Below are 21,796 nucleotides of genomic sequence, written 5' to 3' on the forward strand. Positions count from 1 at the left end.
GACTTTCGGTAGGCGGGCGACTACAGGTTCAGCCCAGCTTGCCGTTCTGGAAGTCGTGCACCGCCTGCTGGACCTGCTCCTGCGTGTTCATCACGAAAGGGCCGTACTGCGCGATGGGCTCGTGCAGCGGCTTGCCGGCAATGAGCAGCGCACGCGCGGGGCTGTGGTTGGTCGCGCCGGCACGCAGCACCACGCCGTCGCTGCCCGCGTCGTTGGCCAGGATCGCCATGCGCCGCGTCGGGACTTCGCTGCCCGCGATCCACAGCGATTCGCGGAACACGTAGACCAGCGCGTTGTGGTCGTACGGCAGCGGTTGCGCGAACTCCGCGCCCGGCGGCAGCGTGACGTCGAGGTACAGCGGCTCGGTGTGCTCGCGCCGCACCGCACCCTCGATGCCGTGGCTGGCGCCCGCGATCACGCGCACGTGCGCGCCGCCGGTGGTGGTGAATTCCGGGATCTCCTCGCTCTGGATGTCGCGATACCAGGGCTCGCGCATCTTGTCCCTGGCCGGCAGGTTGAGCCACAGCTGAAAGCCTTCCATCAGGCCTTCTTCCTGCTCGGGCAGTTCGCTGTGCACGAGGCCGCGGCCGGCGGTCATCCACTGCACGCCGCCGTTCTCCAGCAGGCCTTCGTGGCCGGCGCTGTCGCGGTGGCGCATGCGGCCGGCGATCATGTACGTGACGGTCTCGAATCCGCGGTGCGGATGGTTGGGAAAGCCGCCGATGTAGTCGCCCGGGTTGTCGCTGCCGAAGGCATCGAGCATCAGATAAGGGTCGAGCCGCTTCTGCAGCGGCTGCTGAAGCACGCGGGTGAGCTTGACGCCGTCGCCGTCGCTGGTGGAAACACCGGCCACGATGTGGTCGATGCCGCGCGGCGTGGCGACGGGATCGGTGGGATGGTTGGCGTGGTGGTTGGCGTTCGTCATCCGTCCATGGTGGCACTAACGCGCCCACCGCGCCACCCGCGGCCTGTCAGCGGGCGGCTTGACATGTCACGGCCACTGCTGGCGCTGCCAGTAGCAGTATTTCCACTGCGTTTCGAAGCCGGCGCGGCGATACAGCGACAGCGCCGCATGGTTTTGCGCATCGACCTGCAGGAACACCCGCTCGAAGCCACGTGCCGACGCGGCTTGCGCCAGCCCGGCCAGCACGCGCGCCGCCAGGCCCCGCCCCCGCTGCGCCTGCTCGGTGCGCATGCCGTGCACGCTGGCCCAGCCGTGCCCGAACGCCATCGCCCCCGCCGCCACCGTGCGGCCGCCTTCGCGCACGCTCGCATAGAGCGAGCCTTTGGCCCGCGACAGCATCCGCACGCGATGGGCCCCGTCCACCGGATCGAAGCCCTCGCCGAGGAACAGCGCCGACCAGGCGGCGTCGGGCGCATGATCGACGTCGGCCAGCGCGGCGCCTGCGACCACCTGCCGCATGCGCTGCGCCGAGCCGACCTGCACGCAGGTCGGGCTGTCGTCGATGTAGTGGCGCCGCTCCAGCTCTGCGCGCAGGCCCTCGAAGCACGGTGCTTCGGCCAGCCGCAGCGCGGGCGTGACCTGGCGGCTGTCGTAGCGGTCCTCGATGCGGTCGAGCGTGCCGTGGTCGACCTCGCTGCGGTGCAGCGGCACGGCCGACCTGGCGCGTTTCACGGTGCCGCCGGCAAAGGGCAGCAGCCAGCCGTCGAGCTCCTCGGTCAGGTCGGGCGACACCGCCGCGATGGTGGCGCGCTCGATGGCTTCGATATCCGGGATGCCCAGGGGTGTGGTGTTCATTGTTTCGTGGCCTCCGGCGCCGTGAACTTCGCCGCGGCCACGCCCTTGAGCAGCGCTTCGCGCTGGTTCCGGCTGATCCCGCGGATACCCTCGGCAATCCACTTGATGCGGTCGGCGTCGACGTGGCCATCCTGCCGCCATTGTTCGAGCACGGCCTGCGGCTTGTGCAGCATGGCGGCGAGCCACACTGCCTGTGCCGGCTCGAGCGTGCGCGCGCTGCGCTTGAAGTAGCGGCGCGCCGCGGCCTCGGCGCCGCAGGCGTTGCCGCCCCACGGCGCGTTGTCCAGGTACAGCTGCAGGATGCGGGCCTTGCCCAGCGTCTGCTCCATCTCGACCGCGTAGAGCAGCTCGCGCAGCTTGCGCTCGGCGGTGCGGTCGCTGCCCGTCACCAGCAGCTTGGCCAGCTGCTGCGTGATCGTGCTGCCGCCGCGCCGGATCTGGCCGGGCTTCTGGTTGTTGTCGATCGACGCGAGGATCTCGGTCAGGTCGTAGCCGTTGTGGGTGAAGAAGCGCTGGTCTTCGGCGGCGATGACGGCACGCGCCAGCCAGCTGTCGTTGGCAAGCCTGGCCGACGGTCCGCAGCTGGTGCGCGCGTTGAGCATGGCCTCGGTGCCCAGCCCTTCGACGGTGAACTGGCTGATGACGGGCTGCACGGCGAAGGTGGCCTCGGGCAGTACGAGCTGGCCTCGCAGCGCGAGCGTGCCGCCGATGCGCGCGCGCTGCAGCTCGGGCAGCTGGGGCACCAGCACCGCGTACCAGCGCTCGATGGGCGCATCCTGCACGCTGGCGTTGAGCTGCAGGTTCTTCAGCGTGACCTTGCCGTCCCAATGGCCCTGCAGCCGGGTGGTGTCGGTGCTCTGGGGCGTGGCTTCGAAGGTGCCATTCAGCGTGTTGCCGTCGCGCTTCACGGTGGCGAGCAGGCGCTCGATCCTGATCGGCTGGGTGCCGAGCGCCGGCACGTCGGCGCTGCAAGGCGCGCATTGCATCTCCAGCAGCTCGCCGGCCGGCTTCCAGGCGAAGCGCACGGTGCCGAAGCGGGTGTCCAGCGAACGCCCGTCGAGATGCGGCGCGAACCACGGCGAGGTGGCCACGCGCACGGCCGTCGGAACGCCGATCTCGAAACTCAGCGGCCCCGCCTTCACCGTGGTGCTCCATTCGCCGGCGGCCGGCGCGAGCGCCAGCTTGGCTATCAGGAAGATAGCCATGCAGGCCGTAATGACCAGGGCCAGCAGGCCGAAAAGCACGAATCGCAGGGTCTTCTTCACAGGCACGTTCTCAGATCGGTCTCGCCACGGTGACAGCTTGCCACGGCCCATGGGATTGGCCGCTGGCCGCTGCCCAGTACCAGCTTGAAGTGTCTGTGAAAGCGGTGCCCCGGGCATCGACGATGCGCTCGCAAACGCGGATTTTTTGCGCTCCGTGCCGTTGCGCAACAAAACAGCGCCACAACCGTTCCTGCGCATCGCGTTCCAGGCGCGCCTGTTCGATGCGATAGCCCAGCGCGCGGTAGCAGTCCGCTGCCGGATGCAGCATGCGCGTGGGCTGCGTCACCTCGCGCATCACCAGCGTCTGCGTGCCGTCGGTCATGCGGCCGATGGCGCCGGGGAAGCGGTCGGCGAAACGCTGTTCCACGTCGCTCAGGGCCAGCGGGCGCAACGGAGCGCCGTCCCATTCACTCGGCCATTCACGCGGCACGGCGGCGGCGACCGGTTCGGCCGGCGTACGCACCGCCGCGGCGACCGACCACAGCACGCACAGCAGCATTGCCAGCGCGAAGGCGGCCTTGTGGCCGATGCGATTGATGAAATGGTTCGCAAACCAGCGCTCAAAGAACGGTGTCGACATGGCGGCCTCCCTGGGTGGTGATCAGGCCCGGGATGGGCAGTTCGGCCGGTTCGGGCACGGGTCGTGCCGGCACCATGAGGCGGGCGATGGCGCCGCACACCACGGCCAGCACCAGCAGGCCCAGCGCGTTGTGCGCCCAGGGTGCGAGCGGAAGGCCCGCGCCTTCCAAGGCGATCAGCACGCTGTTGCGCACGATGTTCCCGGCCAACACGAGGAGGCTGACCATCGGCAGCCGGCGCAGGAAGGCCCGGTCGCTGCGCGACGCCCACAGCGCGACCGCGCAGGCCGTGAAGTAGCCGAGCCACACCATCTGCACGCCGGAGCAGGGCGCATCGACGACCACGAGCCGGCCGTCGACCACCAGGCTCGCTCCTTCACGCGCCACCTCGAAAGCGGGCGCAAGCAGCCAGCGGCTGGCCTCGGCCGTCACCACGCGCAGCGGATAGCCGGCATAGAACTGCAGCGACGACAGCAGCGGCAGCGCGAGCACCGACAGGCCAGCCACCGGCAGCGCAGCCACGCGGCGCGGCAGGAAAGCGAGCAGCCCGCACGCCAGCGACAGCACGGCCACCAGCCCCGCCGCGAGCGGCGGCAGCGCGGGCATGAAGCCGAGCCCGGTGCGCAGCAGCGTCGCGAGCACGGTGCCCGCGCCCGCCAGCGCGAGCCAGCCCAGGCGCGGCGAGGCGCGCAGTTCGCGCCGGCGGCTCCAGGCCAGGGCGGCGAGCGCGACCAGCGCCAGCAGCCCCATGGGATCGTCGGAGCCGTCGCGCATGCGCTGTGCCATCCAGGCCCAGGTCGGCATCAGCGCGACGAGCTGCAGCCCGAGCCAGCCTGCGGCCGGCGTGCGGTCGATGTGGATGCCCCAGTCCACGATGCGCGGGTGGCGGTGGGCGAGCGTTGCCAGAGACATTTTTTCTTTCTCGATGGATCAGGCGGTAAGGCGGCGGGCGTCGTTGCGGCGCGCGCGGCGGCGCAGCATGGCCAGCATCGACAGCACGACGGCGATGGCGCCCAGCGATTCGGGCTCGGGCGTGCTCGGCACCTCGGCGCCCAATGCAAGGTCGCTCACGCCTTGCGGCAGCGGCAGCGGCTGGTTCACGTCCACGCTGTTCTGCGGCGCCGCATTGCGCACCACCTTGTCGACGGCGATGAAGCTCGTGTACTGCGTGAGCAGGCTGTACTTCAGGCCGAGTTCGGTAATGCGTTCCTTGAAGGCCACGCCGCCTTCCAGCGTTTCCTGGTCGCTCAGGCTCTGGATGCGGTGGCGGGCCCACAGCGTGCGCAGTGCGGCCGTGTCATGGCGGGTGCGCTCGTCGATGCGCACTTCCTGGCGGTAGGGCCCATTGGCGCTGCGGCCTTCGATGATCACGCGGCCCTTGGCTTCGCCGCGCCACTTGCCGAACACGATCACCGGGCGCTCGCCGAGCACGTCGGGCAGCGCCTGCGGCTCCACGTCGTACACGTCGAGCCCGCCGAAGGTGGCCTTCACGCTGGTGAGCACCGGCGCCTCGACCATGCGGCGAAAGCGCGCGGCCTGCTCGGGCGCCTGCACCGGGTCGGTGATGATGAAGGGCTCGCCCATGCCGGCGCGCGCAATGCCTTCCATCAGGCTGCGGTTGACCGACGAGCCGATGCCGAAGGCGAACACATTGGCCTTCGAGAGGTTGTTGCGCACCAGCTCGAAGGCTTCGCGCTCGACCGTCACGTAGCCGTCGGTCACCACCACCACGGTGCGCGACACACTGTCTTCCTTCGGTTCGGCGTACACGCGCTTGAGCGCCGGAATGAGTTCAGTGCTGCCGCTGCCGCTGTAGTTCTGGATGGTGGCCAGCGCCTGCTCGATGTTGGCGCGCGTGGCCGGCACCGACTTCGGCGAGAGCATCCTGTTGCTGCCCGAGAACAGCAGCACGTTGAAAGTGTCGCTCGGCCGCAGGCCGCCGATCAGGCGTTCGAGCACCGTCTTCGCGGTGTCGAGCGGAAAGCCGTGCATCGAGCCCGAGATGTCGACCACGAAGATGTAGTCGCGCGGCGAAATCGCGCTGGCGGCCACGGCCTTGGGAGGCTCGACCATGGCGAGGAAGAAGTTCTCGGCGCTTCCATCCGAGTTTTGTCCCTGGCCCTTGTAGAGCATCAGGCCCGATTCGATTTTTTCACCCGCCAGGCGGTAGTCGAGCACGAAGTCGCGGTTGTCGGCGGGGCGGCCGTCGGCGGTGAGCACGATGTCGGCGTGCTGGTCTTCGTCGCTCTTCTTCACGTCGATGGCGTGCGTGGCCGAGCGGATTTCCTTCAGGCCCATCGGCGTGTCGATGCTGGCCTTGAGCTTGAAGCTGGTGTTGGGCGCCACGCCCGCGGCCAGCGTCGGTTGCGCGACCCATTTCGCTTGCGCGTTCTCCGACTGCGGGCTGTTGTAGCGCGGCCCGACCACGGTCGGGAACACGAACTGGTAGTTGCCCGACTGCGGCACCAGCAGCTCGGTGTAGCGCAGCTCCACCTTCACATCGTCGCCCGGCAGGATGTTGGCGACGTTCATCTGGAACACGTTGGGCAGGTGCTGCTCGAGCAGCGCGGCGGTCTTGCCTTCCTTCTTCGCCGTGTCGTACTCGATCTGTGCCTGCTGCTTCTCGCGGATCTGCGCGGTGATGAGCCGGTCGGCCAGGCGCACGTTGAGGCCGCTCACGGCGGCCTTGGTCGAGCCGGGAAACACGTATTTCGCCTCGATGGCGCGCTGGCCCTCGTTGCGGTAGGTCTGCGTGACCGTCACGTCGGCGATCACGCCCGAGATCTTCACCGAGACCTCGGTGCCCTTCAGGGGCAGGCGGTCGACCGAGGGGTCGTCGCTCTTCACGAAGAAATAGGGGCTCTCGGTCTTCAGGCGCGCTCCGGCGGGCGCTTCCTGCGCATGCGCCGGGCGCACGCCCGTGGCGATGAAGCCCGCAGCCGCCAGGCTCACGGTGGCGAGCCAGAGCCAGCGGCCGGGACGTGGGGTGGTGTGGGCATCCATGGCGGGGTTCCTTGTCCGTGCGAACTTGCACAGCCGCAACTGTCGGCACCGCACGAGAAGGCAGTTGGAAGGCGCGTTGAAGTCGAACGGCGCCATCGGCCGCTGTGTGAAGTCTGTGTGAAGCGAGGCGGCGCGCACGCTTCACACGGCCTTCGGGTCGCGCGGCGAGCATCGCGGCTTCGCTACAGACGAGGAGAGAAGAAAATGCTTCAGTTGTTCAAGGCCGTGCTGAATTCCATGCTGGCCAAGGTCGCCGGCCTGTTGTTCCTGCTGCTGCTCCTGTGCATTCCGCTGGGGGAGATCCAATCGCTCAACCGCGCCCGCGGCGAGAGCCAGCGCGAAGCGGCCGACGAGCTCGCCGCCACCTATGCCGGGCGCCAGACGATGGTCGGCCCGCTGCTGCTGGTGCCGTACGTGGAGCGCTGGATGGAGCCGCTGCGCAACGCGCAAGGCAAGGTGATCGGCCAGGAGCCGCGCAGCAAGGAAATGGCCCACGTGGTGTTCCCGGACAAGCTGCACATCGAGGGCTCGATGGCGCCGCAGGAACGCTACCGCGGCATCTTCAGGATTCCGTTCTACACACTCAGCGCCACGCTCACCGGTGGCTTCGCGGCCTTCGACCCGAAAGCCGTGGCGCACAGCGAGGCCGATTCGAAGATCGAATTCAAGGCGCCCTTCATCGCCTTCAACGTGAGCGACCTGCGCGGCCTCGACGGTTCGCCAGCGATGACGATGGGCGGCGAGGCGCTGCGTTTCAGGCAGCGCGTGCCGGGCCTGGCCGATAGCGCCTGGTTTGCCGACGGCATCCACGCACCGGTCACGGGCGCGGCGCTCACCGCATGGCAGGCCGGTACGCCGGTTTCTTTCGACATGAAGCTCGGCCTGGTCGGGCAGGACACACTCGCCATCGCGCCCATCGCCGAGGAAACGACTGCGCACCTGAGTTCGCCCTGGGCGCACCCCAGCTTCGGCGGGCGTTTTCTCGCAGCCGAGCGCAGCGTGACGCCACAGGGCTTCGACGCGCACTGGCGCGTGTCTTCGCTCGTGACTTCGGCGCGCGAACAGGTGCGTGCGGGTCTCTCGGCCCGCGGCGGTCCCACCGACGACAACGCCGCCGCCGCAGTTGTTGCCACCGCCGCGCACCGCAACACAGGTCCGCTGCAGACCTTCGACGTGTCGCTCGCGCAGCCGATCAACGTCTATTCGATGAGCACGCGCGCCGGCAAGTACGGCGTGCTCTTCATCGGGCTGGTGCTGATGGCCGCCTTCATGTTCGAGCTGTTCCGCAAGCTGCGCCTGCACCCGATCCAGTACGGGCTGGTCGGCCTGTCGATCGCGCTGTTCTTCCTGCTGCTGCTCGCGCTCTCCGAGAAATTCGCGTTCTGGATGGCCTACGCGGGCGCCGCCGCGGCGAGCGTCGCCCTGCTGGCCGTGTACTTCAGCGCAGTGCTCGGAGGCTGGCGGCGCGGCCTGTCGTTCGGCGCCTTCGTTGCGCTGCTCTATGGCGCGCTCTACGGCCTGCTGGCTTCCGAAAGCAACGCGCTGCTGCTGGGTGCGCTGCTGATCTTCGGCATGCTGGCGGTGCTGATGCTGGTCACGCGCAAGGTCGACTGGTATGCGCTCTCTCGCCGCGTGGAACCGGCTTCGGTCGCGGCACCCGAAGCGCAGGCGCCATGAAGCTGCAGAGGGCGCGCGGCCGGAAACCGTTTCAAGACGTGTCGAAACATTCGGATGCCGCGATCATGCCGGGCCATGTCATCCTTGCGGAACTCGACGCCGAATATCCGGTCTCTTTCTCGCGCAAAATCGTGCAACAGGTGATTCGAGGCGAATGGGGCTGTCAGGGCCTGCTCGTCACCGACGATTTCACGATGGGCGCGGCCTGCAACCGCGGTCTCTGCGATGCCACCGTCCGCGCCCTTGGCGCCAGGGTGGACCTGTTGCCGATCGCCTTCGACCAAGACAAGTATTTCGATGCCATGCATTGCGCGCAGCAGGCGGCGCAGTGCGGCGCGCTCGACCTCTCGATGCTGGAACGCAGCAGCGCGCGGCGGCTCCAACCTTTCGCCAGCCAGTAGCCAATTCCTATGTTCAAACGCTCAAGCCCCCAACCTTCCGACGACGACAGCGCGGCGCCGGTCGATCCCCGCCACCGCTGGAAACGCATTGCCGGCTGGGGCGCCATCGGGGTGGGCTCCGGCGCGCTCGTGGTGCTGGTCGCGGCCATCGTCGCGGTGGTTGCCATCTACCCGAAGCTGCCCGATGTCTCGGAGCTTTCCGACTACCGCCCCAAGCTGCCGCTGCGCGTGTACTCGACCGAGGGCCAGCTGATCGGCGAGTTCGGTGAAGAGCGCCGCAACCTCACGCCCTTCGCCAGCATTCCGAAGGTCATGAAGGACGCTGTGCTGGCCGTTGAAGACGCACGCTTCTACGACCACGGCGGGGTGGACTACAAGGGCTTCCTGCGCGCCGCGGTCGCCAGCCTGAAGGGTGGCCGCAAGCAGGGCGCATCGACCATCACGATGCAGGTGGCGCGCAACGTGTACCTGAGTTCCGAACGGACGATGAGCCGCAAGACCTACGAGATCCTGCTGGCGCTGCGGCTCGAACGACAGCTCACCAAGGACCAGATCCTCGAGATCTACCTGAACCAGATCTACCTCGGCAACCGTGCCTACGGCTTTGCCGCCGCCGCCGAAACCTACTTCGGCAAGCCGCTGCAGAACGTCACCGTCGCCGAAGCCGCGATGCTGGCCGGCCTGCCGAAGGCACCCGGCGCCAACAACCCGGTGGCCAACCCGCGCCGCGCGCGGGCGCGCCAGCTGTATGTGATCGACCGCATGCACGAAACCGGCTTCATCACCGCCGAGCAGGCCGCCGAAGCCAAGAAGGAAGAACTCCACCTGCGCGACGCCGGCGATCCGAACCGCCTGCATGCCGAATACGTGGCCGAGACGGTACGCCAGATGATGTACGCGCAGTACGGCGACAGCATCTACACCAGCGGCATGAAGGTCTACACCTCGCTCGTGGCGGCCGACCAGGCCGCAGCCTACCGGTCGCTGCGCAAGGGCATCATGGACTACGAACGGCGCCAGCCTTATCGCGGCCCGGAGAAGTTCGTCGACCTGCCGACCGAGCAGAAGGAAGTCGACGAGGCCGTGGACGACGCGCTCGCCGAGCATCCCGACAACGGCGACGTGGTGGCTGCCGTGGTGCTCGACGCGAACGCCAAGGAAATCAGCGCCGTGCGCGCCAATGGCGAAACCATCCAGATTACTGGCGATGGCCTGAAGCCCGCGCAGTCCGGCCTTGCCGCGAAGGCGCCGCCCAACATCAAGATCCGCCGCGGCGCCGTGATCCGCGTGGCGAAGACGCCGAAGAACACCTGGGAAATCACGCAGCTGCCGGAAGTCGAAGGCGCCTTCATCGGCATGGACCCGCGCAGCGGCGCCATCAAGGCGCTGGTGGGCGGTTTCGATTTCGGCAAGAACAAGTTCAACCACGTCACGCAGGCCTGGCGCCAGCCGGGCTCGAGCTTCAAGCCCTTCATCTATTCGGCCGCACTCGAAAAGGGCTTCACGCCCGCCACCGTAGTGAACGACGCGCCGCTGTACTTCGATGCCGCCGCCAACGGCGGCCAGCCGTGGGAGCCGAAGAACTTCGAGGGCACCTACGAAGGCCCGATGCCGCTGCGCACCGCGCTGATGAAATCGAAGAACCTCGTCACTCTGCGCGTGCTGCAGTCGATCGGCGCGCCCTATGCGCAGGACTGGGTCACCAAGTTCGGCTTCGACAAGGACAAGCATCCCGCCAACCTGCCGATGGGCCTGGGTGCCGGTTCCGTCACGCCGATGCAGATGGCGGTGGGCTACTCGGTTTTTGCCAACGGCGGCTATCGCGTCAATCCGTACCTCGTCACGCGCGTCACCGACCTGAGGGACAAGGTCATCATGGAAACCGAAGCGCCGGTGCTCGACGAAACACGCCGCGCCATTCCGCAGCGCAACGCTTTCATCATGGACTCGCTGCTGCAGAGCGTGGTGAAGAGCGGCACCGGCTTCAAGGCCCACCAGGCGCTGAAGCGCGACGACCTCTATGGCAAGACCGGCACCACCAATGATTCCTTCGACACCTGGTTCGCGGGTTTCCAGCCGACCATGGTCGGCATCGCGTGGATCGGCTACGACACGCCGCGCCAACTCGGCGTGCGCGGCGAAACCGGCGGCAGCCTGAGCCTGCCGATCTGGATCGGCTACATGCAGACAGCACTGCAGGGCGTGCCCGTGACGCAGCCGGCCGAACCGGCGGGCGTGGTGAACGTCGACGGCGAGTGGTACTTCGACGATTTCACGCCGGGCCACAGCGTGGCGAGCCTGGGCCTGGAGAACAGCGAGACGCCGCCACCGCCGGCCGAAGAACTCACGGGTGCGCCAATCGGGGCGCCGCCACCGCCCGAAGAGCGCAACAAGATCCTCGATTTCTTCCGCTAGAAGTCGAAGCGGAAAAAGCGAAGGCGGGTCGCGGTGCCTACACTCGGTGCTGCTTCCCGCCTTCTCTTTTTTTCTCCACGCATACATGGAAATTCTTACTCTGGTGGCGCTTTTTGCCACCGGCTTCTACATCCTCAAGTCCAGGGAACAGCGCCTGCGCATCGCACTGCTGGCCAGCCACCTCGGCCGCCACCAGATCGAGAAGCTGATGGAAAGCCTCACCTCCGGCTACATGCGCTGCCTCGGCGAAGACGACGCCGAGCGCCGCCAGCAGATCTGGCACTTGCTGGACGCCACCGAGGAAAAGCTCTCCGCCCAGTTCGACAGCTTCGCCGCCGAGTTCTCGCGCTTGCCCGAAGCTGTCACGCGCGTGAGCAAACTGCCGGTTGCCATTCCGATGTTCACCCACTTCTTTCCGGCCGCGACCTTCGACATGCGGCAGGCCCTGCTGATCCACGCGAGCGGCATTGCCGGCGTCATGCGCAACGAAGCCGGCCGTACGCCCAAGTCGAAGGCCTTCACCATGTCGGCCGAGCTGTTCCTGATGCAGCACACCTGCCACTGGTACTGCCGCTCGAAGACGGTGGCGTCGGCACGCATGATCGCGCAGCACCAGACGCAATATCTGCAGGCGCTCGGGGCGGTGAGCCCGGAGACGCGCCGTGCGTACAGCGCGCTGATCGGCCGTCCCGCGGCTCAATGATTTGACAGCAGCGGCAGCGTGAGCGTCGCCACGGCCCCGCCGCGCGACGCATTGCCGAGCTCGATGCGGCCGCGGTGCAATGCCGCGATCTCCTTCACGAACGCCAGCCCCAGCCCCGTGCTCTTCTTCTGGCTGTGCGGCCTGGCGAGCGAATAGAACTTCTCGAAGACCTTTTCCTGCGCGTACTCCGGAATGCCCGGACCACGGTCGCGCACGCTCACGCGGGCGAGCTTCGACGTGGTTTCCAGCGTGAGCAGCACTTCGCTGTCGCGCGGTGAAAAATCGATGGCGTTGTCCAGCAGGTTGCTGATCGCGCGGCGCAGCAGGAACGGGTCGCCTTCCGTGCGGGCTTCGTCGCGGATGTTCACGAGCAATTTGATGTTGCGCCTTGCAGCCGCTGGCTGCGCGCTGATGGCGATGTCGTCGATCAGCGAAGCCAGCGCCACCGGCTCGGTGCGGTCCAGCGTGCGCCGCGTCTCGAGCGCAGTGAGCTCCATCATGCGGTCGACGATTTCCTGGATGCGTTGCGTCTCGCCTTCGATATTCTTCAGGAAGCGTTCGCGCTCGGCATGCGGCATCGACGGCTCCTGCAGCAGCTCGGCCGCGCCGCGGATGGCGGAGAGCGGACTCTTCACCTCGTGCGTGAAGGTCTGCACGTAGTCGGCCACGTAGTTGCGGCCGGTCAGCGCATCGCGCATCTCGCTGAAGCCGGTACGCACGCCGTCGACCGCGCGCCGTGCCATGCGCGCCAGGCTCAGGCTGCGCTGTGCGCGCACCCAGGTCCAGTAGTCGCGGATCAGGCCGAAGGGGCGCACCAGCCACACAGAAACGATGAGCGTGAGCAGCAGCAGTGCGAGCGCCGAACCGACGCCGACCCAGATGGTGCGCACGCGTGCGTCTTCCACGAACTGGCCGAAGCTCTGCACCGGCTTGCCGACGCTGACCATGCCGACGATCTCGTTGTTCCAGCGAATGGGTGCGCCCACGTACATGACCGAAGTGCGCGGATCGCCATCGACGTCGCGCGAAGTACGTGCGCCGTACAGGCCGGCGAGCGTGCGGCTCACGTCGCTCCACTGCGAATAGTCGGCGCCAAGGTGTCTGCCGAGCGAATCGAACATCACACGCCCGCTGCGGTCGGTGACGTAGACGCGCAGCTCGACGCGGCTCTTGTGCAGGTTGTAGATCTGCGCCGAGAACTCGCGCGCGTAGACGGTGCGGAACAGCGGCTCGAGCCGTGCGGTGTTGATGGCCCCGGCAATCACATCCTGCTCGACCAGGCTTGCCACGAGCTGGGAGGTCTCGACCAGCGATTCCTCGGCCGACTCACGGTAGCGCGGATCGATGTCGGAAACAACGCGATAGAGGAGGAAGGCGATGCCCGCCGTGTAGATCAGCAGGATGCCGATGAAGATGCGCGTGCGTCTTGTCACGACGCCTTGGTCGGCAGTTCTTCGTTCAGTGCGTAGCCGGTGCCGCGCAGCGTGCGGATCGGCTCGACTTCGGGCGCGATCGCCTTGAGCTTGGCGCGCAGGGTCTTGACGTGCGCGTCGACCGTCCGGTCGAAGCTGTCGCTGGAATCGTCCCAGACCAGTTCGAGCAGTTCGTCGCGCGTGAAGACGCGCCCCGGGCGCTGCACCAGCAGTCTCAGCAGGCCGTATTCGTAGCGCGAGAGCTCGAGCACGCGGCCGTAATAGCGGATCTGCATGCGCTCGTGGTCGAGCGAGAAGGGCATTGCGGGTGCTTGAGGGCTCTCAGGAGGCGTCTGGGCCGGAATTTGATGGGGCACCCCATGGTTTGCAACCGCGGCTGTTGCCGGGGCTCCTGCGCCGTTTCTCGCGCTGCGCCGCAGGATGGTCCGCACGCGGGCGACGAGCTCGCGCGGCGAGAACGGCTTGGCGATGTAGTCGTCCGCGCCCAGTTCGAGGCCCACCACGCGGTCTATTTCGTCGCTGCGGGCGGTCAGGAACACCATCGGCACCTCCGGGCCGCCCATGGCCTGGTTCAGCGCCTGGAGGCGCTTGAAGAGTTCGAAACCGTTGAGATCGGGCAACCCGATGTCCAGGATGGCCAGGGCCGGCGCCTCCTGCGCGAACTGGGCAATGGCTTCCTCGGCCGTGGCACACCACACCGGCGTGAATCCGTCGCTTTTCAGGACGTACTGCAGCGTGTCGGCGATGCCCGATTCGTCTTCGGCGATCAGGATCCGGGGTTTGAAGCTCATCCGCGGATGTTAGCGAGGGGAACGCGCCGGGAGGACCGGTTTGGACCGGAGGCGCCGTGGACCGGCGCGGCCGTTCGCGGCTTTTTTTCGGGCGCAGCTTTCCCCTTTCCCATCTTCTTATTCTTCTTATTCAAATTAGTAGTAGTAGATAAGGGTCGCCCACTTCTGTGGACATGCCGCTTTTTTCGTTATGCGACAAGCACTTGTCATACCTCTGTCACTGTGCGCAGCCGTGCTTCGGGTTTGTACCCGGCATATGAACAACATGGGGTACCCGCTCCGGCCTGTGGATAACCGATGCCTTGTTCAAAAAATGTCCCCAGAGTTGTCCTTTGACGCACTCCGGAAAATCTGCGAAAGGCGGTTTCCGGCGCGAGAAATCCATTGCTGAAAATTTGGGCAAACTGTTTATTTCCCTTGTAAATCAATGACTTGCCGAACCCCTACACAGAAGTGCCGACGTTATCCACAGAGTTGCCCAAGGTTTGTGGGGAGAACCGGCGGCGGAACCTTCGCCAGCCATGGCGACCGAACCGGATCATTCATATTGCGAAATTTCGTACAAATGACACCTTCAGAAACAAAGTCGATAGTTACCCTGTCGCTGCTGGCTGCCTTTGTCGACGGCGAGAAGCACGAGCGCGAGCGCGCCGAGATCAAGCGGATTGCCGAGGGCCTGTCGCAGGCCGACGGCCTGAACCTGCCGACGCTCTACCAGGACGTGCTGATGAAGCGCGTGTCGCTGGCTTCGGTGGCCGGGGAGCTGAAAAGCACCGAGTCGAGGCAGCTGGCCTACGAGATGGCGGTGTGCGTGTGCGATGCCGACGGCACGCAGTCGGAGGCCGAGCGGATGTTCCTGGCGGACGTGCGAACTTCGCTGGGGCTGGATGCTTCGGCGGCCGCGTTCTCGCAGCGCGCGGAAGACATCGCGGCGGTGCCGGTGGCTACCGCCGCTGGGGGCAGCGCCGTGGCGGCGCCCGGTACGCCGGACAGCGCCGAGCTCGACAAGTCGATCCTCAATGCCGCCATCCTCAACGGCGCGCTGGAACTGCTGCCCGAGACGCTCTCGACCATGGCGATCATTCCGCTGCAGATGAAGCTGGTCTACCGCATCGGCCAGTCGTACGGCTACCAGCTCGACAGCGGTCACGTGAAGGATTTCCTGGCGACTGTCGGCGTGGGCCTGACCTCGCAGTACCTGGAGCAGGCCGGTCGCAAGCTCCTCGGCGGATTGCTCGGCAAGGTCGGCGGTGGCTTGCTGCGCGGGCTGGGCAACCAGGCCGTGAGCTCGGGGATGAGCTTCGCCTCGACCTATGCACTGGGCCATGTGGCCAAGCGCTACTACGCCGGCGGCCGGACCCTTTCGACGCAGATGCTGAAGGACGCGTTCTCGGGCGTGGTGAAGGAAGGGCAGAGCCTGCAGACGCAGTACCTGCCGGCGATCCAGGAAAAGGCCCGCACGCTGGATGCAGGCAAGGTTCTTTCGCTGGTGCGGGGCGCCTGATCTAGACCTTGCTCAGGTCATCGAGGATGGGGCAATCCGGTCTGGCGTCGCCGTGGCAGCAGTGCACCAGGTGGGCCAACGTGTTGCGCATGGATTGCATGTCCGCAATGCGCTGCTCAAGTTCGCCGAGGTGCTTCTCGGCGATGCGCTTCACGCTGGCGCTCGTGCGTCGGCGGTTGTGCCACAGGCCGACGAGTTCGGCGATTTCTTCCATTGAAAACCCGAGGTCGCGCGAGCGCTTGATGAAGCGCAGCGTGTGGATGTCGGCATCGCCGTATTGGCGATAGCCGCTTTCGGTGCGCGCCACCGCCGGCAGCAGGCCCAGCCCTTCGTAGTGGCGGACCATGCGGGCCGACACGCCGGAGCGCTGCGCCGCTTCGCCGATGGCGACGTGGCCCGCGCTCATTGAACGGCGTAGCCCGCGTTCTCGATCGCGGCGACGATGTCCTTGCGCGGCTGTTCGCTCAGCACGTCGACATGGCCGGTCTCGAGGTCGACCGTGACCTGTGCTTCGGGGTCCACCGTTTGCACCGCGTTCTGCACCGCGCTCACGCAGTGGCCGCAGCTCATGCCCGTGACCTGGAATTTCTGGCTCATCGTGATGGCTCCTTGGAAGTGATGGAAGTATGTGAGACGCAAGTTTGAACCCTCTCACGATGTCAATGTCCAGCAAAGGGACACTGGATCTGCCGCTTGACCTTGCCATCGTGTGAGGCTTTAGCCTCGGGGCATGGAAAATCTGCAATCTCCTCCAATGACGCTGGACCTCTCGGTCGGCGGCATGACCTGCGCCTCGTGCGTGATGCGCGTCGAGCGCGCGCTCAAGAATGTACCGGGCGTGCAGGACGTGAGCGTGAATCTCGCGACCGAATCGGCCCGCGTGGTCACGAGCGGCAACGAAGGCATGGACGTTCGCCTGCGCCGCGCCGTGCGCGCCGCCGGCTACGAGCCGCGGGCGGCAAGCACCGCGGCCGACGAAGCCGCTGCGCTGTCGCCCTGGCACGGTTTCGGCCCGGTCGCTGTGGGCCTGGCACTGTCGATCCCATTGCTGGCGCCCATGCTCGGTGATCCTTTCGGGCAGGACTGGATGCTGCCGCCATGGTTGCAGCTGCTGCTCGCGACACCGGTGCAGTTCTGGCTGGGCGCACGCTTCTATCGCGCTGGCTGGCATGCGGCGAAAGCGCGCACCGGCAACATGGACCTGCTGGTGGCTCTCGGCACCAGCGCGGCCTTCGGCCTGTCGCTCTGGCTCTGGCTCTGGTGGCGCGTGGCGACCGGCGAGCATGCGGGCCATGGCGAGATGCCGCACCTGTACTTCGAGGCTTCGGCGGTGGTGATCACGCTGGTGCTGCTCGGCAAGTGGCTGGAGGCGCGCGCCAAGCGCCAGGCCACGTCAGCGATCCGCGCGTTGCAGCAGCTGCGGCCCGAAGTGGCGCACCTGGTGGGTGCGCGCGGCAAGGAAAGCGACGTGCCGCTGGCCGAGGTGATGGTGGGCGACCGCCTCGCGGTGCGGCCCGGCGAGCGCGTGCCGGCCGACGCACGGGTGATCGAAGGGCAGTCCGAAGTCGATGAATCGATGCTCACCGGCGAGCCGCTGCCGGTGGCCAAGGGACCGGGCGATGCGTTGACCGGTGGCGCCGTCAATGGCGACGGGCGCATGGTCATCGAAGTGAGCGCGGTCGGCGCCGAGAGCGTGCTCGCGCGCATCATCCGGCTGGTCGAAGACGCACAGGCTGCGAAGGCGCCGATCCAGCGGCTGGTGGACAAGGTGGCGGCCGTGTTCGTGCCGGTGGTGCTGGTGATTGCGCTCGTCACGTTCGCTGGCTGGATGATGGCGGGCGCAGGCATCGAGACCGCATTGATCCACGCCGTGGCCGTGCTCGTCATTGCCTGTCCATGTGCGCTGGGCCTTGCGACGCCGGTCGCGGTGATGGCAGGCACGGGCGTGGCGGCACGGCACGGCATTCTGATCAAGGATGCGCGTGCATTGGAAATTGCGCACCGCGTCGATACCGTCGCGTTCGACAAGACAGGCACGTTGACGGTGGGCCGGCCGGTGTTGACTGCGCTGGTACCGGCGGCGGGTATTCGGGCACCCGAAGACCAACTGCTGGCAACTGCCGCCAGCTTGCAAAGCGGCAGCGAGCATCCGCTGGCCAAGGCCGTGCTGGCCGCCGCAGCGCAGCGCAACCTGCAGCCACGCGCATTGAGCGCGATGCAGGCGATGCCGGGCCGGGGTGTGCGCGGCGATGTCGATGGCGTCACCTGGGCTATCGCCAGCCTGCGCTGGTGCCGCGAACTCGACGCGATGCCCGAAGCCGCCGATGTCGACGGCCTGCAGGCGCAAGGTGCCACCGTGTCTGCATTGCTGCGCTTCGATCAGGCGGGCGCCGCGCATCTACAGGCATTGCTCGCTTTCGCCGACGAGCCCAAGCCGCAAGCCGCCGAAGCCATCCGCACGCTGCATGCGCGTGGCCTGCGCGTGGTGATGATCTCGGGCGACAACCTGCGCGCGGCCCAGGCCATGGCCGCACGGCTCGGCATCGCGGCCGAAGACGTGCGTGCCGACGTGCTGCCCGCCGACAAGGCGGCGCAGGTCGGTGCGCTGAGGAAGAACGGACACGTCGTAGCGATGGTCGGCGACGGCGCCAACGATGCGCCCGCGCTGGCAGCGGCCGACGTGGGCATCGCGATGGCGCCTTCGGGCGGCGGCACCGACGTGGCGATGGAAGCAGCCGGCATCACGCTGATGCGCGGCGACCTCGCGCTGGTGGCGCAGGCCTTCGAGCTTTCGGGCCGCACGGTCGCGAAGATCCGGCAGAACCTGTTCTGGGCCTTCGCCTACAACGTGGCCGGCATCCCGCTTGCGGCCTTCGGCCTGTTGAGCCCGGTGGTGGCCGGTGCTGCCATGGCGTTGTCGAGCGTGAGCGTGATGGCCAATGCGCTACTGCTGCGGCGCTGGAGGGCCTGAGGCTTGCCGCTCAGTCGATCAGCAGCGCCATGACGTGATCGTCGATGGCCTGCGCATCGCCGGCCCGCTTGTAGAACTTGCGCAAGGTGCCTTCGCGTTCGAAGCCGAGTTTTTCGTAGAAGCGCATCGCAGGTGCGTTGTCGCTTTCGACGAAGAGTTCGATGCGCCTGATGCCGATGGCCTTCAGTGCGTCGATGGCTTCGCTCACCATGGCGAGCGCGACGCCCTGGCCGTGAAATGCGGGATCGACCGCGAGCGTGCCCAGGCAGGCCACGTGCCGCACCCGGCCCGGGTAGCGCGTGGCCCGGTAGAAACCGGCGATGCGCCCCTCGCGCTCGTAGACGTAGAAGTTGCGGCCGTCGAGCAGTTCCTGGTAGATGGCGCGGAAGTCCTCGATCGGCATCGGGTCGTAGCCCAGGAAGGGCACGACCTTCTCGTGCATGTAGAGGGCGAAGACCGTGTCGATGTCTTCATGTGTGGCCAGCCTGCGCATGATGGGTGCCTTGCAACGATGAAGGCGCCGAGCATAGCGGGGGCGAGCGGATGTCGATCAGGTGAAGAGCAGCACCGCAGACATCGCCAGCAGTGCCGCCTGCGCGCACCAGGACCAGCGCAGCCGAAGCTGCGAATCGAGCACCGCGCCGATGGACCAGAAGCCGCCGACCGCCAGCAGGAGCAGCGTCAGCCCGGTGTGGAACGCGAGGTCGTCGGCGCGCCAGAGAAAGGCCAGCGTCACGCCGACCCAGCATGCGAAGTGGAGGGCGGCCGACGCGACCTGCGGGCGCGTCAGCGCGGGGGCGTGGATGTGCATGGCTTCTTCCAGCGAAAAAGGCGCTTCCGGAAACCGCGCCGCGACATCGGCCGGCCGCCAGCCCGGGGGCTTGAACCACACGGCGATCTTGTCCCGCCAGCGCTTCGTATGCCATGCGTCGCGCAGCAGCGGCACATAGGGGCCGAGGATCGCGCGCATCGGGTCGAAGCTCGCGAGCGCCTTGCGCGTGCCGTAGACGCAGCGTTCGGTTTCCTCGGCGAAGGTGCCGAACATCCGGTCCCACACCACGAGCATGCCGCCGTAGTTGCGGTCCAAATAGCCGTCGTTCACCGCGTGGTGCACGCGATGGTTCGAGGGCGACGAGAACACGCGGTCGAACCAGCCGAGCTTGCCGATGTGCTCGGTGTGGATCCAGAACTGGTAGACCAGCACGATGAGTCCCGCCAGCCCGAACTGCTCGGGCGGCACGCCCACCACCGCCATCGGCAGGTAGAAGGACCAGCCCAGGAAGACCACGGTGCTTTCCTGGCGCAGCGCGGTGGAAAAATTGAAATGCTGGCTCTGGTGGTGCACCGAGTGCGCGGCCCAGAACACGGCCGACTCGTGGCCCGCGCGATGCAGCCAGTAGTCGAGGAAGTCGAACAGCAGCACGGCGGCGATCCAGCCTGCGGCGCTGTCCCAGAAGCCGGGCCGGGTCCAGATCGCGACCAGCGGATAGACCATGGCATAGAGCCCGATCTGGAACAACTGCGTGCACACCGCGAGTGCCTGGCTCAGCAGCCCCTGGCTCAGGCTGCCGAGCGTGTCGCTGAAGCGGTAGGTGTTGCGCCGCTGGAGCCAGCCCCAGGCGAACTCGCAGGCCATGAGCAGCGCGAACACAGGCACGACGAAAACGACCAGCCGGTGCACCGCGTTCGTTTTTTCAGAGAGTGTTCAGCGAATCTTCAGCGTTCGCACGCGCGGCCGGCCACGATGACGGCGTTGGTGCCGCCGAAGGCGAAGGAGTTGGACAGCGCATAGCGGATGCCCTTGGCCTCGCGCGCCTCGCCCTGCACGAAATCGAGGTCGAATGTGGCGTCGGGCGTTTGCAGGTTGGCGATGGGCGGCAGCGCCTCGCGCGCCAGTGCGCGCAGCGCGGCGATGAGTTCGATGGCACCGCCGCCGCCGAGCACGTGGCCGTGGATCGCCTTGGTCGCGCTGACCGGCGTGGCCCTGCCGAACACTTCGCGGATCGATGCGGCCTCGGCTGCATCGCCGGCCGAGGTGGCCGTGCCGTGTGCGTTGATGTGGCCGACGTCCGAGGCCTCGATGCCCGCGTCGCGCAGCGCAGCGCGCATCACGCGCACCTGGCCCGCGGTGTCGGGGTTGGTGATGTGCGTGCCGTCGCAGTTGGTGGCGTAGCCCGCGAGCACGAAGGGCGCGGCTTCGGCGCCGCGTGCGGCCGCATGCGCTTCGGATTCGAGCACCAGCGCGGCCGCGCCTTCACCGATGGCGAAGCCCGCGCGGTCGCCCGAGAACGGACGGCAAGCCGAGGAGGGCGCATCGGCCGGCGGCGGCGCCATCACGCGCATTGCGTTCCAGCTGGCCATCACGCCGGGCGTGAGCATGGCGTCGTGGCCGCCGACGATGGCCACGTCGATCCAGCCGCCGCGGATGGCGCGCATCGCCTCGCCGACGGCCACGGCCGAGGAGGCGCAGGCACAGGCGTAGGCAATGGCCGAACCGCGCGCGCCGAAGTGCAGCGCGAGCTCGGCCACGGCGGCGTTGGGCATCACGGTGAGCACGGTGGTCGGACGCATGCGGCGCTGTTCGCCGTAGAGCGCGCTGGTGGTGTTGTCGAAGGTGCCGGCGCCGGCGAGGCCGCTGCCCCAGAAGATGCCGAGGCGGTCGCGGTCGATGGTGTCGAGGTCGATCTTTGCTTCCAGCGCCGCGTCCTGCGCCGCAGCCAGGGCCATGGCGGTGCCCCGGTCCAGCGGCAGGCGGGAGGTGCTGCGCATGCCATTCGAATCGAAGTCGCAGGCGGCGACGGCGAGCGCCATCGGGTCCATGCCCTCGATCTCCAGCGTTTGCGCACGCACGGCCGAGCGGCCCGCGAACAACGCCTCGTCGAAGGCCTCGATGGTGCGGCCAATGGGCGTGACGAAACCGATGCCGCTCACGCGCACCGGCGCCGAGGCGGCGCGTGTGGCCGAAGCGGCGAGCACGGCGTGGGCGGCGCCGCTGCTCATGCGGCCGCTTCGGCGGGCTGGACGGCGGCCGCGGGGGCGCTCTCGGCGTCGATCACGTCGCACAGGCGTTCCAGCGTGATGCCGGCTTCGCGCGGGTCGAGGCGGTCTTCGGGAATGCGCAGGTGGAAGGCGTCCTCGACGGCGAAGACGAACTCCATCAGCGCGAGCGAGTCGAGGCCGAGGTCCGACAGCGCGGTGGCCGGCGAGATGGCCGAGCGCTCGATGCGAAAGTCGGTCTCGAGGATCGCCGCGATGCTGTTGAAGGTGGGCGAAGCGGAAGAAGACATGGAGATGCT

The 21,796-nt window shown here is 67.4% G+C and carries 20 protein-coding genes; 6 read left to right on the forward strand and 14 right to left on the reverse strand.

The features are described from left to right. Positions 1–28 precede the first annotated feature (28 nt). The 6 genes from ACEN9N_RS24595 to ACEN9N_RS24620 form a co-directional block, all read right to left on the reverse strand. Positions 29–925 carry a pirin family protein gene (locus ACEN9N_RS24595; protein ID WP_413313640.1) on the reverse strand — a complete coding sequence of 299 codons (897 nt, stop codon included), beginning with the start codon at positions 923–925 and terminating at the stop codon, positions 29–31. Positions 926–991: 66 nt separating this feature from the next. After that, on the reverse strand, positions 992–1,759 hold the full coding sequence (locus ACEN9N_RS24600; protein ID WP_495654732.1) for a GNAT family N-acetyltransferase: 768 nt from the start codon (positions 1,757–1,759) through the stop codon (positions 992–994). Next, positions 1,756–3,024 carry a biosynthetic peptidoglycan transglycosylase gene (locus ACEN9N_RS24605; RefSeq protein WP_495654733.1) on the reverse strand — a complete coding sequence of 423 codons (1,269 nt, stop codon included), beginning with the start codon at positions 3,022–3,024 and terminating at the stop codon, positions 1,756–1,758. Before ACEN9N_RS24605 ends, ACEN9N_RS24600 begins: the two co-directional genes overlap by 4 nt. A 10-nt stretch (positions 3,025–3,034) precedes the next feature. Beyond that, on the reverse strand, positions 3,035–3,604 hold the full coding sequence (locus ACEN9N_RS24610; protein WP_495654734.1) for a hypothetical protein: 570 nt from the start codon (positions 3,602–3,604) through the stop codon (positions 3,035–3,037). Next, a complete protein-coding gene (xrtQ, locus tag ACEN9N_RS24615; RefSeq protein ID WP_495654735.1) occupies positions 3,585–4,514 on the reverse strand; it encodes an exosortase Q in 930 nt (309 codons plus the stop codon). The genes ACEN9N_RS24610 and xrtQ overlap by 20 nt, the downstream gene beginning before the upstream one ends. An 18-nt stretch (positions 4,515–4,532) precedes the next feature. Continuing rightward, positions 4,533–6,605: a VIT and vWA domain-containing protein gene (locus tag ACEN9N_RS24620; protein WP_413313635.1), complete on the reverse strand. Its 2,073-nt coding sequence runs from the start codon at positions 6,603–6,605 to the stop codon at positions 4,533–4,535. 204 nt (positions 6,606–6,809) lie between these two features. On the opposite strand from ACEN9N_RS24620, the gene creD reads away from it, so the two are divergent. The 4 genes from creD (at position 6,810) to ACEN9N_RS24640 (ending at position 11,801) form a co-directional block, all read left to right on the forward strand. Next, entirely contained in the window at positions 6,810–8,282 is a 1,473-nt protein-coding gene (creD, locus tag ACEN9N_RS24625; protein ID WP_495654736.1) for a cell envelope integrity protein CreD, read from the forward strand. Next, a complete protein-coding gene (locus tag ACEN9N_RS24630; RefSeq protein WP_495654737.1) occupies positions 8,279–8,683 on the forward strand; it encodes a glycoside hydrolase family 3 N-terminal domain-containing protein in 405 nt (134 codons plus the stop codon). Before creD ends, ACEN9N_RS24630 begins: the two co-directional genes overlap by 4 nt. Before the next feature lie 9 nt (positions 8,684–8,692). Beyond that, positions 8,693–11,098: a penicillin-binding protein 1A gene (locus ACEN9N_RS24635; protein ID WP_007833633.1), complete on the forward strand. Its 2,406-nt coding sequence runs from the start codon at positions 8,693–8,695 to the stop codon at positions 11,096–11,098. 85 nt (positions 11,099–11,183) lie between these two features. Beyond that, positions 11,184–11,801, forward strand: coding sequence for a hypothetical protein (locus ACEN9N_RS24640; RefSeq protein WP_413313632.1), 618 nt, complete (start codon positions 11,184–11,186; stop codon positions 11,799–11,801). On the opposite strand, the gene creC is transcribed toward ACEN9N_RS24640, so the two are convergent. Together creC and creB are read right to left on the reverse strand one after the other, a co-directional pair. Continuing rightward, entirely contained in the window at positions 11,795–13,234 is a 1,440-nt protein-coding gene (gene creC, locus ACEN9N_RS24645; RefSeq protein ID WP_413313631.1) for a two-component system sensor histidine kinase CreC, read from the reverse strand. The two genes, ACEN9N_RS24640 and creC, sit on opposite strands and share 7 nt — an antisense overlap. Further along, entirely contained in the window at positions 13,231–14,025 is a 795-nt protein-coding gene (creB, locus tag ACEN9N_RS24650) for a two-component system response regulator CreB (RefSeq protein ID WP_413313630.1), read from the reverse strand. Before creB ends, creC begins: the two co-directional genes overlap by 4 nt. Before the next feature lie 565 nt (positions 14,026–14,590). Between creB and ACEN9N_RS24655 the strand changes: the two genes are divergently transcribed. Further along, the gene (locus ACEN9N_RS24655) at positions 14,591–15,529 is read left to right on the forward strand and encodes a YcjF family protein (protein WP_413313629.1); all 939 of its coding nucleotides are present in this window, start codon (positions 14,591–14,593) and stop codon (positions 15,527–15,529) included. Position 15,530: 1 nt separating this feature from the next. Here ACEN9N_RS24655 and cueR read toward each other — a convergent pair whose 3' ends face one another. Both cueR and ACEN9N_RS24665 read right to left on the reverse strand, forming a co-directional pair. Continuing rightward, positions 15,531–15,935 carry a Cu(I)-responsive transcriptional regulator gene (cueR, locus tag ACEN9N_RS24660; RefSeq protein ID WP_007833624.1) on the reverse strand — a complete coding sequence of 135 codons (405 nt, stop codon included), beginning with the start codon at positions 15,933–15,935 and terminating at the stop codon, positions 15,531–15,533. Continuing rightward, positions 15,932–16,126 (reverse strand): heavy-metal-associated domain-containing protein, encoded by a 195-nt coding sequence (locus tag ACEN9N_RS24665; RefSeq protein ID WP_007833622.1) that lies wholly within the window; start codon positions 16,124–16,126, stop codon positions 15,932–15,934. Before ACEN9N_RS24665 ends, cueR begins: the two co-directional genes overlap by 4 nt. A 157-nt stretch (positions 16,127–16,283) precedes the next feature. Between ACEN9N_RS24665 and ACEN9N_RS24670 the strand changes: the two genes are divergently transcribed. Next, positions 16,284–18,500: a heavy metal translocating P-type ATPase gene (locus tag ACEN9N_RS24670; RefSeq protein WP_495654738.1), complete on the forward strand. Its 2,217-nt coding sequence runs from the start codon at positions 16,284–16,286 to the stop codon at positions 18,498–18,500. 10 nt (positions 18,501–18,510) lie between these two features. Here the strand turns inward: ACEN9N_RS24670 and ACEN9N_RS24675 are convergent, their stop codons facing one another. The 4 genes from ACEN9N_RS24675 to ACEN9N_RS24690 are packed head-to-tail and all read right to left on the reverse strand — an operon-like array spanning position 18,511 to position 21,787. Then, positions 18,511–18,993 carry a GNAT family N-acetyltransferase gene (locus tag ACEN9N_RS24675; RefSeq protein ID WP_495654739.1) on the reverse strand — a complete coding sequence of 161 codons (483 nt, stop codon included), beginning with the start codon at positions 18,991–18,993 and terminating at the stop codon, positions 18,511–18,513. Between the two features lie 57 nt (positions 18,994–19,050). Further along, positions 19,051–20,181, reverse strand: a complete 1,131-nt coding sequence (locus ACEN9N_RS24680) for a sterol desaturase family protein (RefSeq protein ID WP_495654740.1) — start codon at positions 20,179–20,181, stop codon at positions 19,051–19,053. A gap of 35 nt (positions 20,182–20,216) precedes the next feature. Next, entirely contained in the window at positions 20,217–21,500 is a 1,284-nt protein-coding gene (locus ACEN9N_RS24685) for a beta-ketoacyl-[acyl-carrier-protein] synthase family protein (RefSeq protein WP_495654741.1), read from the reverse strand. After that, positions 21,497–21,787 (reverse strand): phosphopantetheine-binding protein, encoded by a 291-nt coding sequence (locus tag ACEN9N_RS24690; RefSeq protein ID WP_413313625.1) that lies wholly within the window; start codon positions 21,785–21,787, stop codon positions 21,497–21,499. Before ACEN9N_RS24690 ends, ACEN9N_RS24685 begins: the two co-directional genes overlap by 4 nt. Positions 21,788–21,796: the final 9 nt, after the last annotated feature.

Source organism: Variovorax sp. Varisp46 (genome assembly GCF_059491885.1).

Bases quoted from the DNA above. Each gene is read 5' to 3' on its own strand.
- ACEN9N_RS24630 (WP_495654737.1), top strand. From the start codon at position 8,279: ATGAAGCTGCAGAGGGCGCGCGGCCGGAAACCGTTTCAAGACGTGTCG.
- ACEN9N_RS24620 (WP_413313635.1), bottom strand. From the start codon at position 6,605: ATGGATGCCCACACCACCCCACGTCCCGGCCGCTGGCTCTGGCTCGCC.
- ACEN9N_RS24675 (WP_495654739.1), bottom strand. From the start codon at position 18,993: ATGCGCAGGCTGGCCACACATGAAGACATCGACACGGTCTTCGCCCTC.
- cueR (WP_007833624.1), bottom strand. From the start codon at position 15,935: ATGAGCGCGGGCCACGTCGCCATCGGCGAAGCGGCGCAGCGCTCCGGC.
- ACEN9N_RS24640 (WP_413313632.1), top strand. From the start codon at position 11,184: ATGGAAATTCTTACTCTGGTGGCGCTTTTTGCCACCGGCTTCTACATC.
- ACEN9N_RS24690 (WP_413313625.1), bottom strand. From the start codon at position 21,787: ATGTCTTCTTCCGCTTCGCCCACCTTCAACAGCATCGCGGCGATCCTC.
- creD (WP_495654736.1), top strand. From the start codon at position 6,810: ATGCTTCAGTTGTTCAAGGCCGTGCTGAATTCCATGCTGGCCAAGGTC.
- ACEN9N_RS24635 (WP_007833633.1), top strand. From the start codon at position 8,693: ATGTTCAAACGCTCAAGCCCCCAACCTTCCGACGACGACAGCGCGGCG.
- ACEN9N_RS24610 (WP_495654734.1), bottom strand. From the start codon at position 3,604: ATGTCGACACCGTTCTTTGAGCGCTGGTTTGCGAACCATTTCATCAAT.
- xrtQ (WP_495654735.1), bottom strand. From the start codon at position 4,514: ATGTCTCTGGCAACGCTCGCCCACCGCCACCCGCGCATCGTGGACTGG.
- creB (WP_413313630.1), bottom strand. From the start codon at position 14,025: ATGAGCTTCAAACCCCGGATCCTGATCGCCGAAGACGAATCGGGCATC.
- ACEN9N_RS24600 (WP_495654732.1), bottom strand. From the start codon at position 1,759: ATGAACACCACACCCCTGGGCATCCCGGATATCGAAGCCATCGAGCGC.
- ACEN9N_RS24595 (WP_413313640.1), bottom strand. From the start codon at position 925: ATGACGAACGCCAACCACCACGCCAACCATCCCACCGATCCCGTCGCC.
- ACEN9N_RS24670 (WP_495654738.1), top strand. From the start codon at position 16,284: ATGACGCTGGACCTCTCGGTCGGCGGCATGACCTGCGCCTCGTGCGTG.
- ACEN9N_RS24665 (WP_007833622.1), bottom strand. From the start codon at position 16,126: ATGAGCCAGAAATTCCAGGTCACGGGCATGAGCTGCGGCCACTGCGTG.
- ACEN9N_RS24685 (WP_495654741.1), bottom strand. From the start codon at position 21,500: ATGAGCAGCGGCGCCGCCCACGCCGTGCTCGCCGCTTCGGCCACACGC.
- ACEN9N_RS24655 (WP_413313629.1), top strand. From the start codon at position 14,591: ATGACACCTTCAGAAACAAAGTCGATAGTTACCCTGTCGCTGCTGGCT.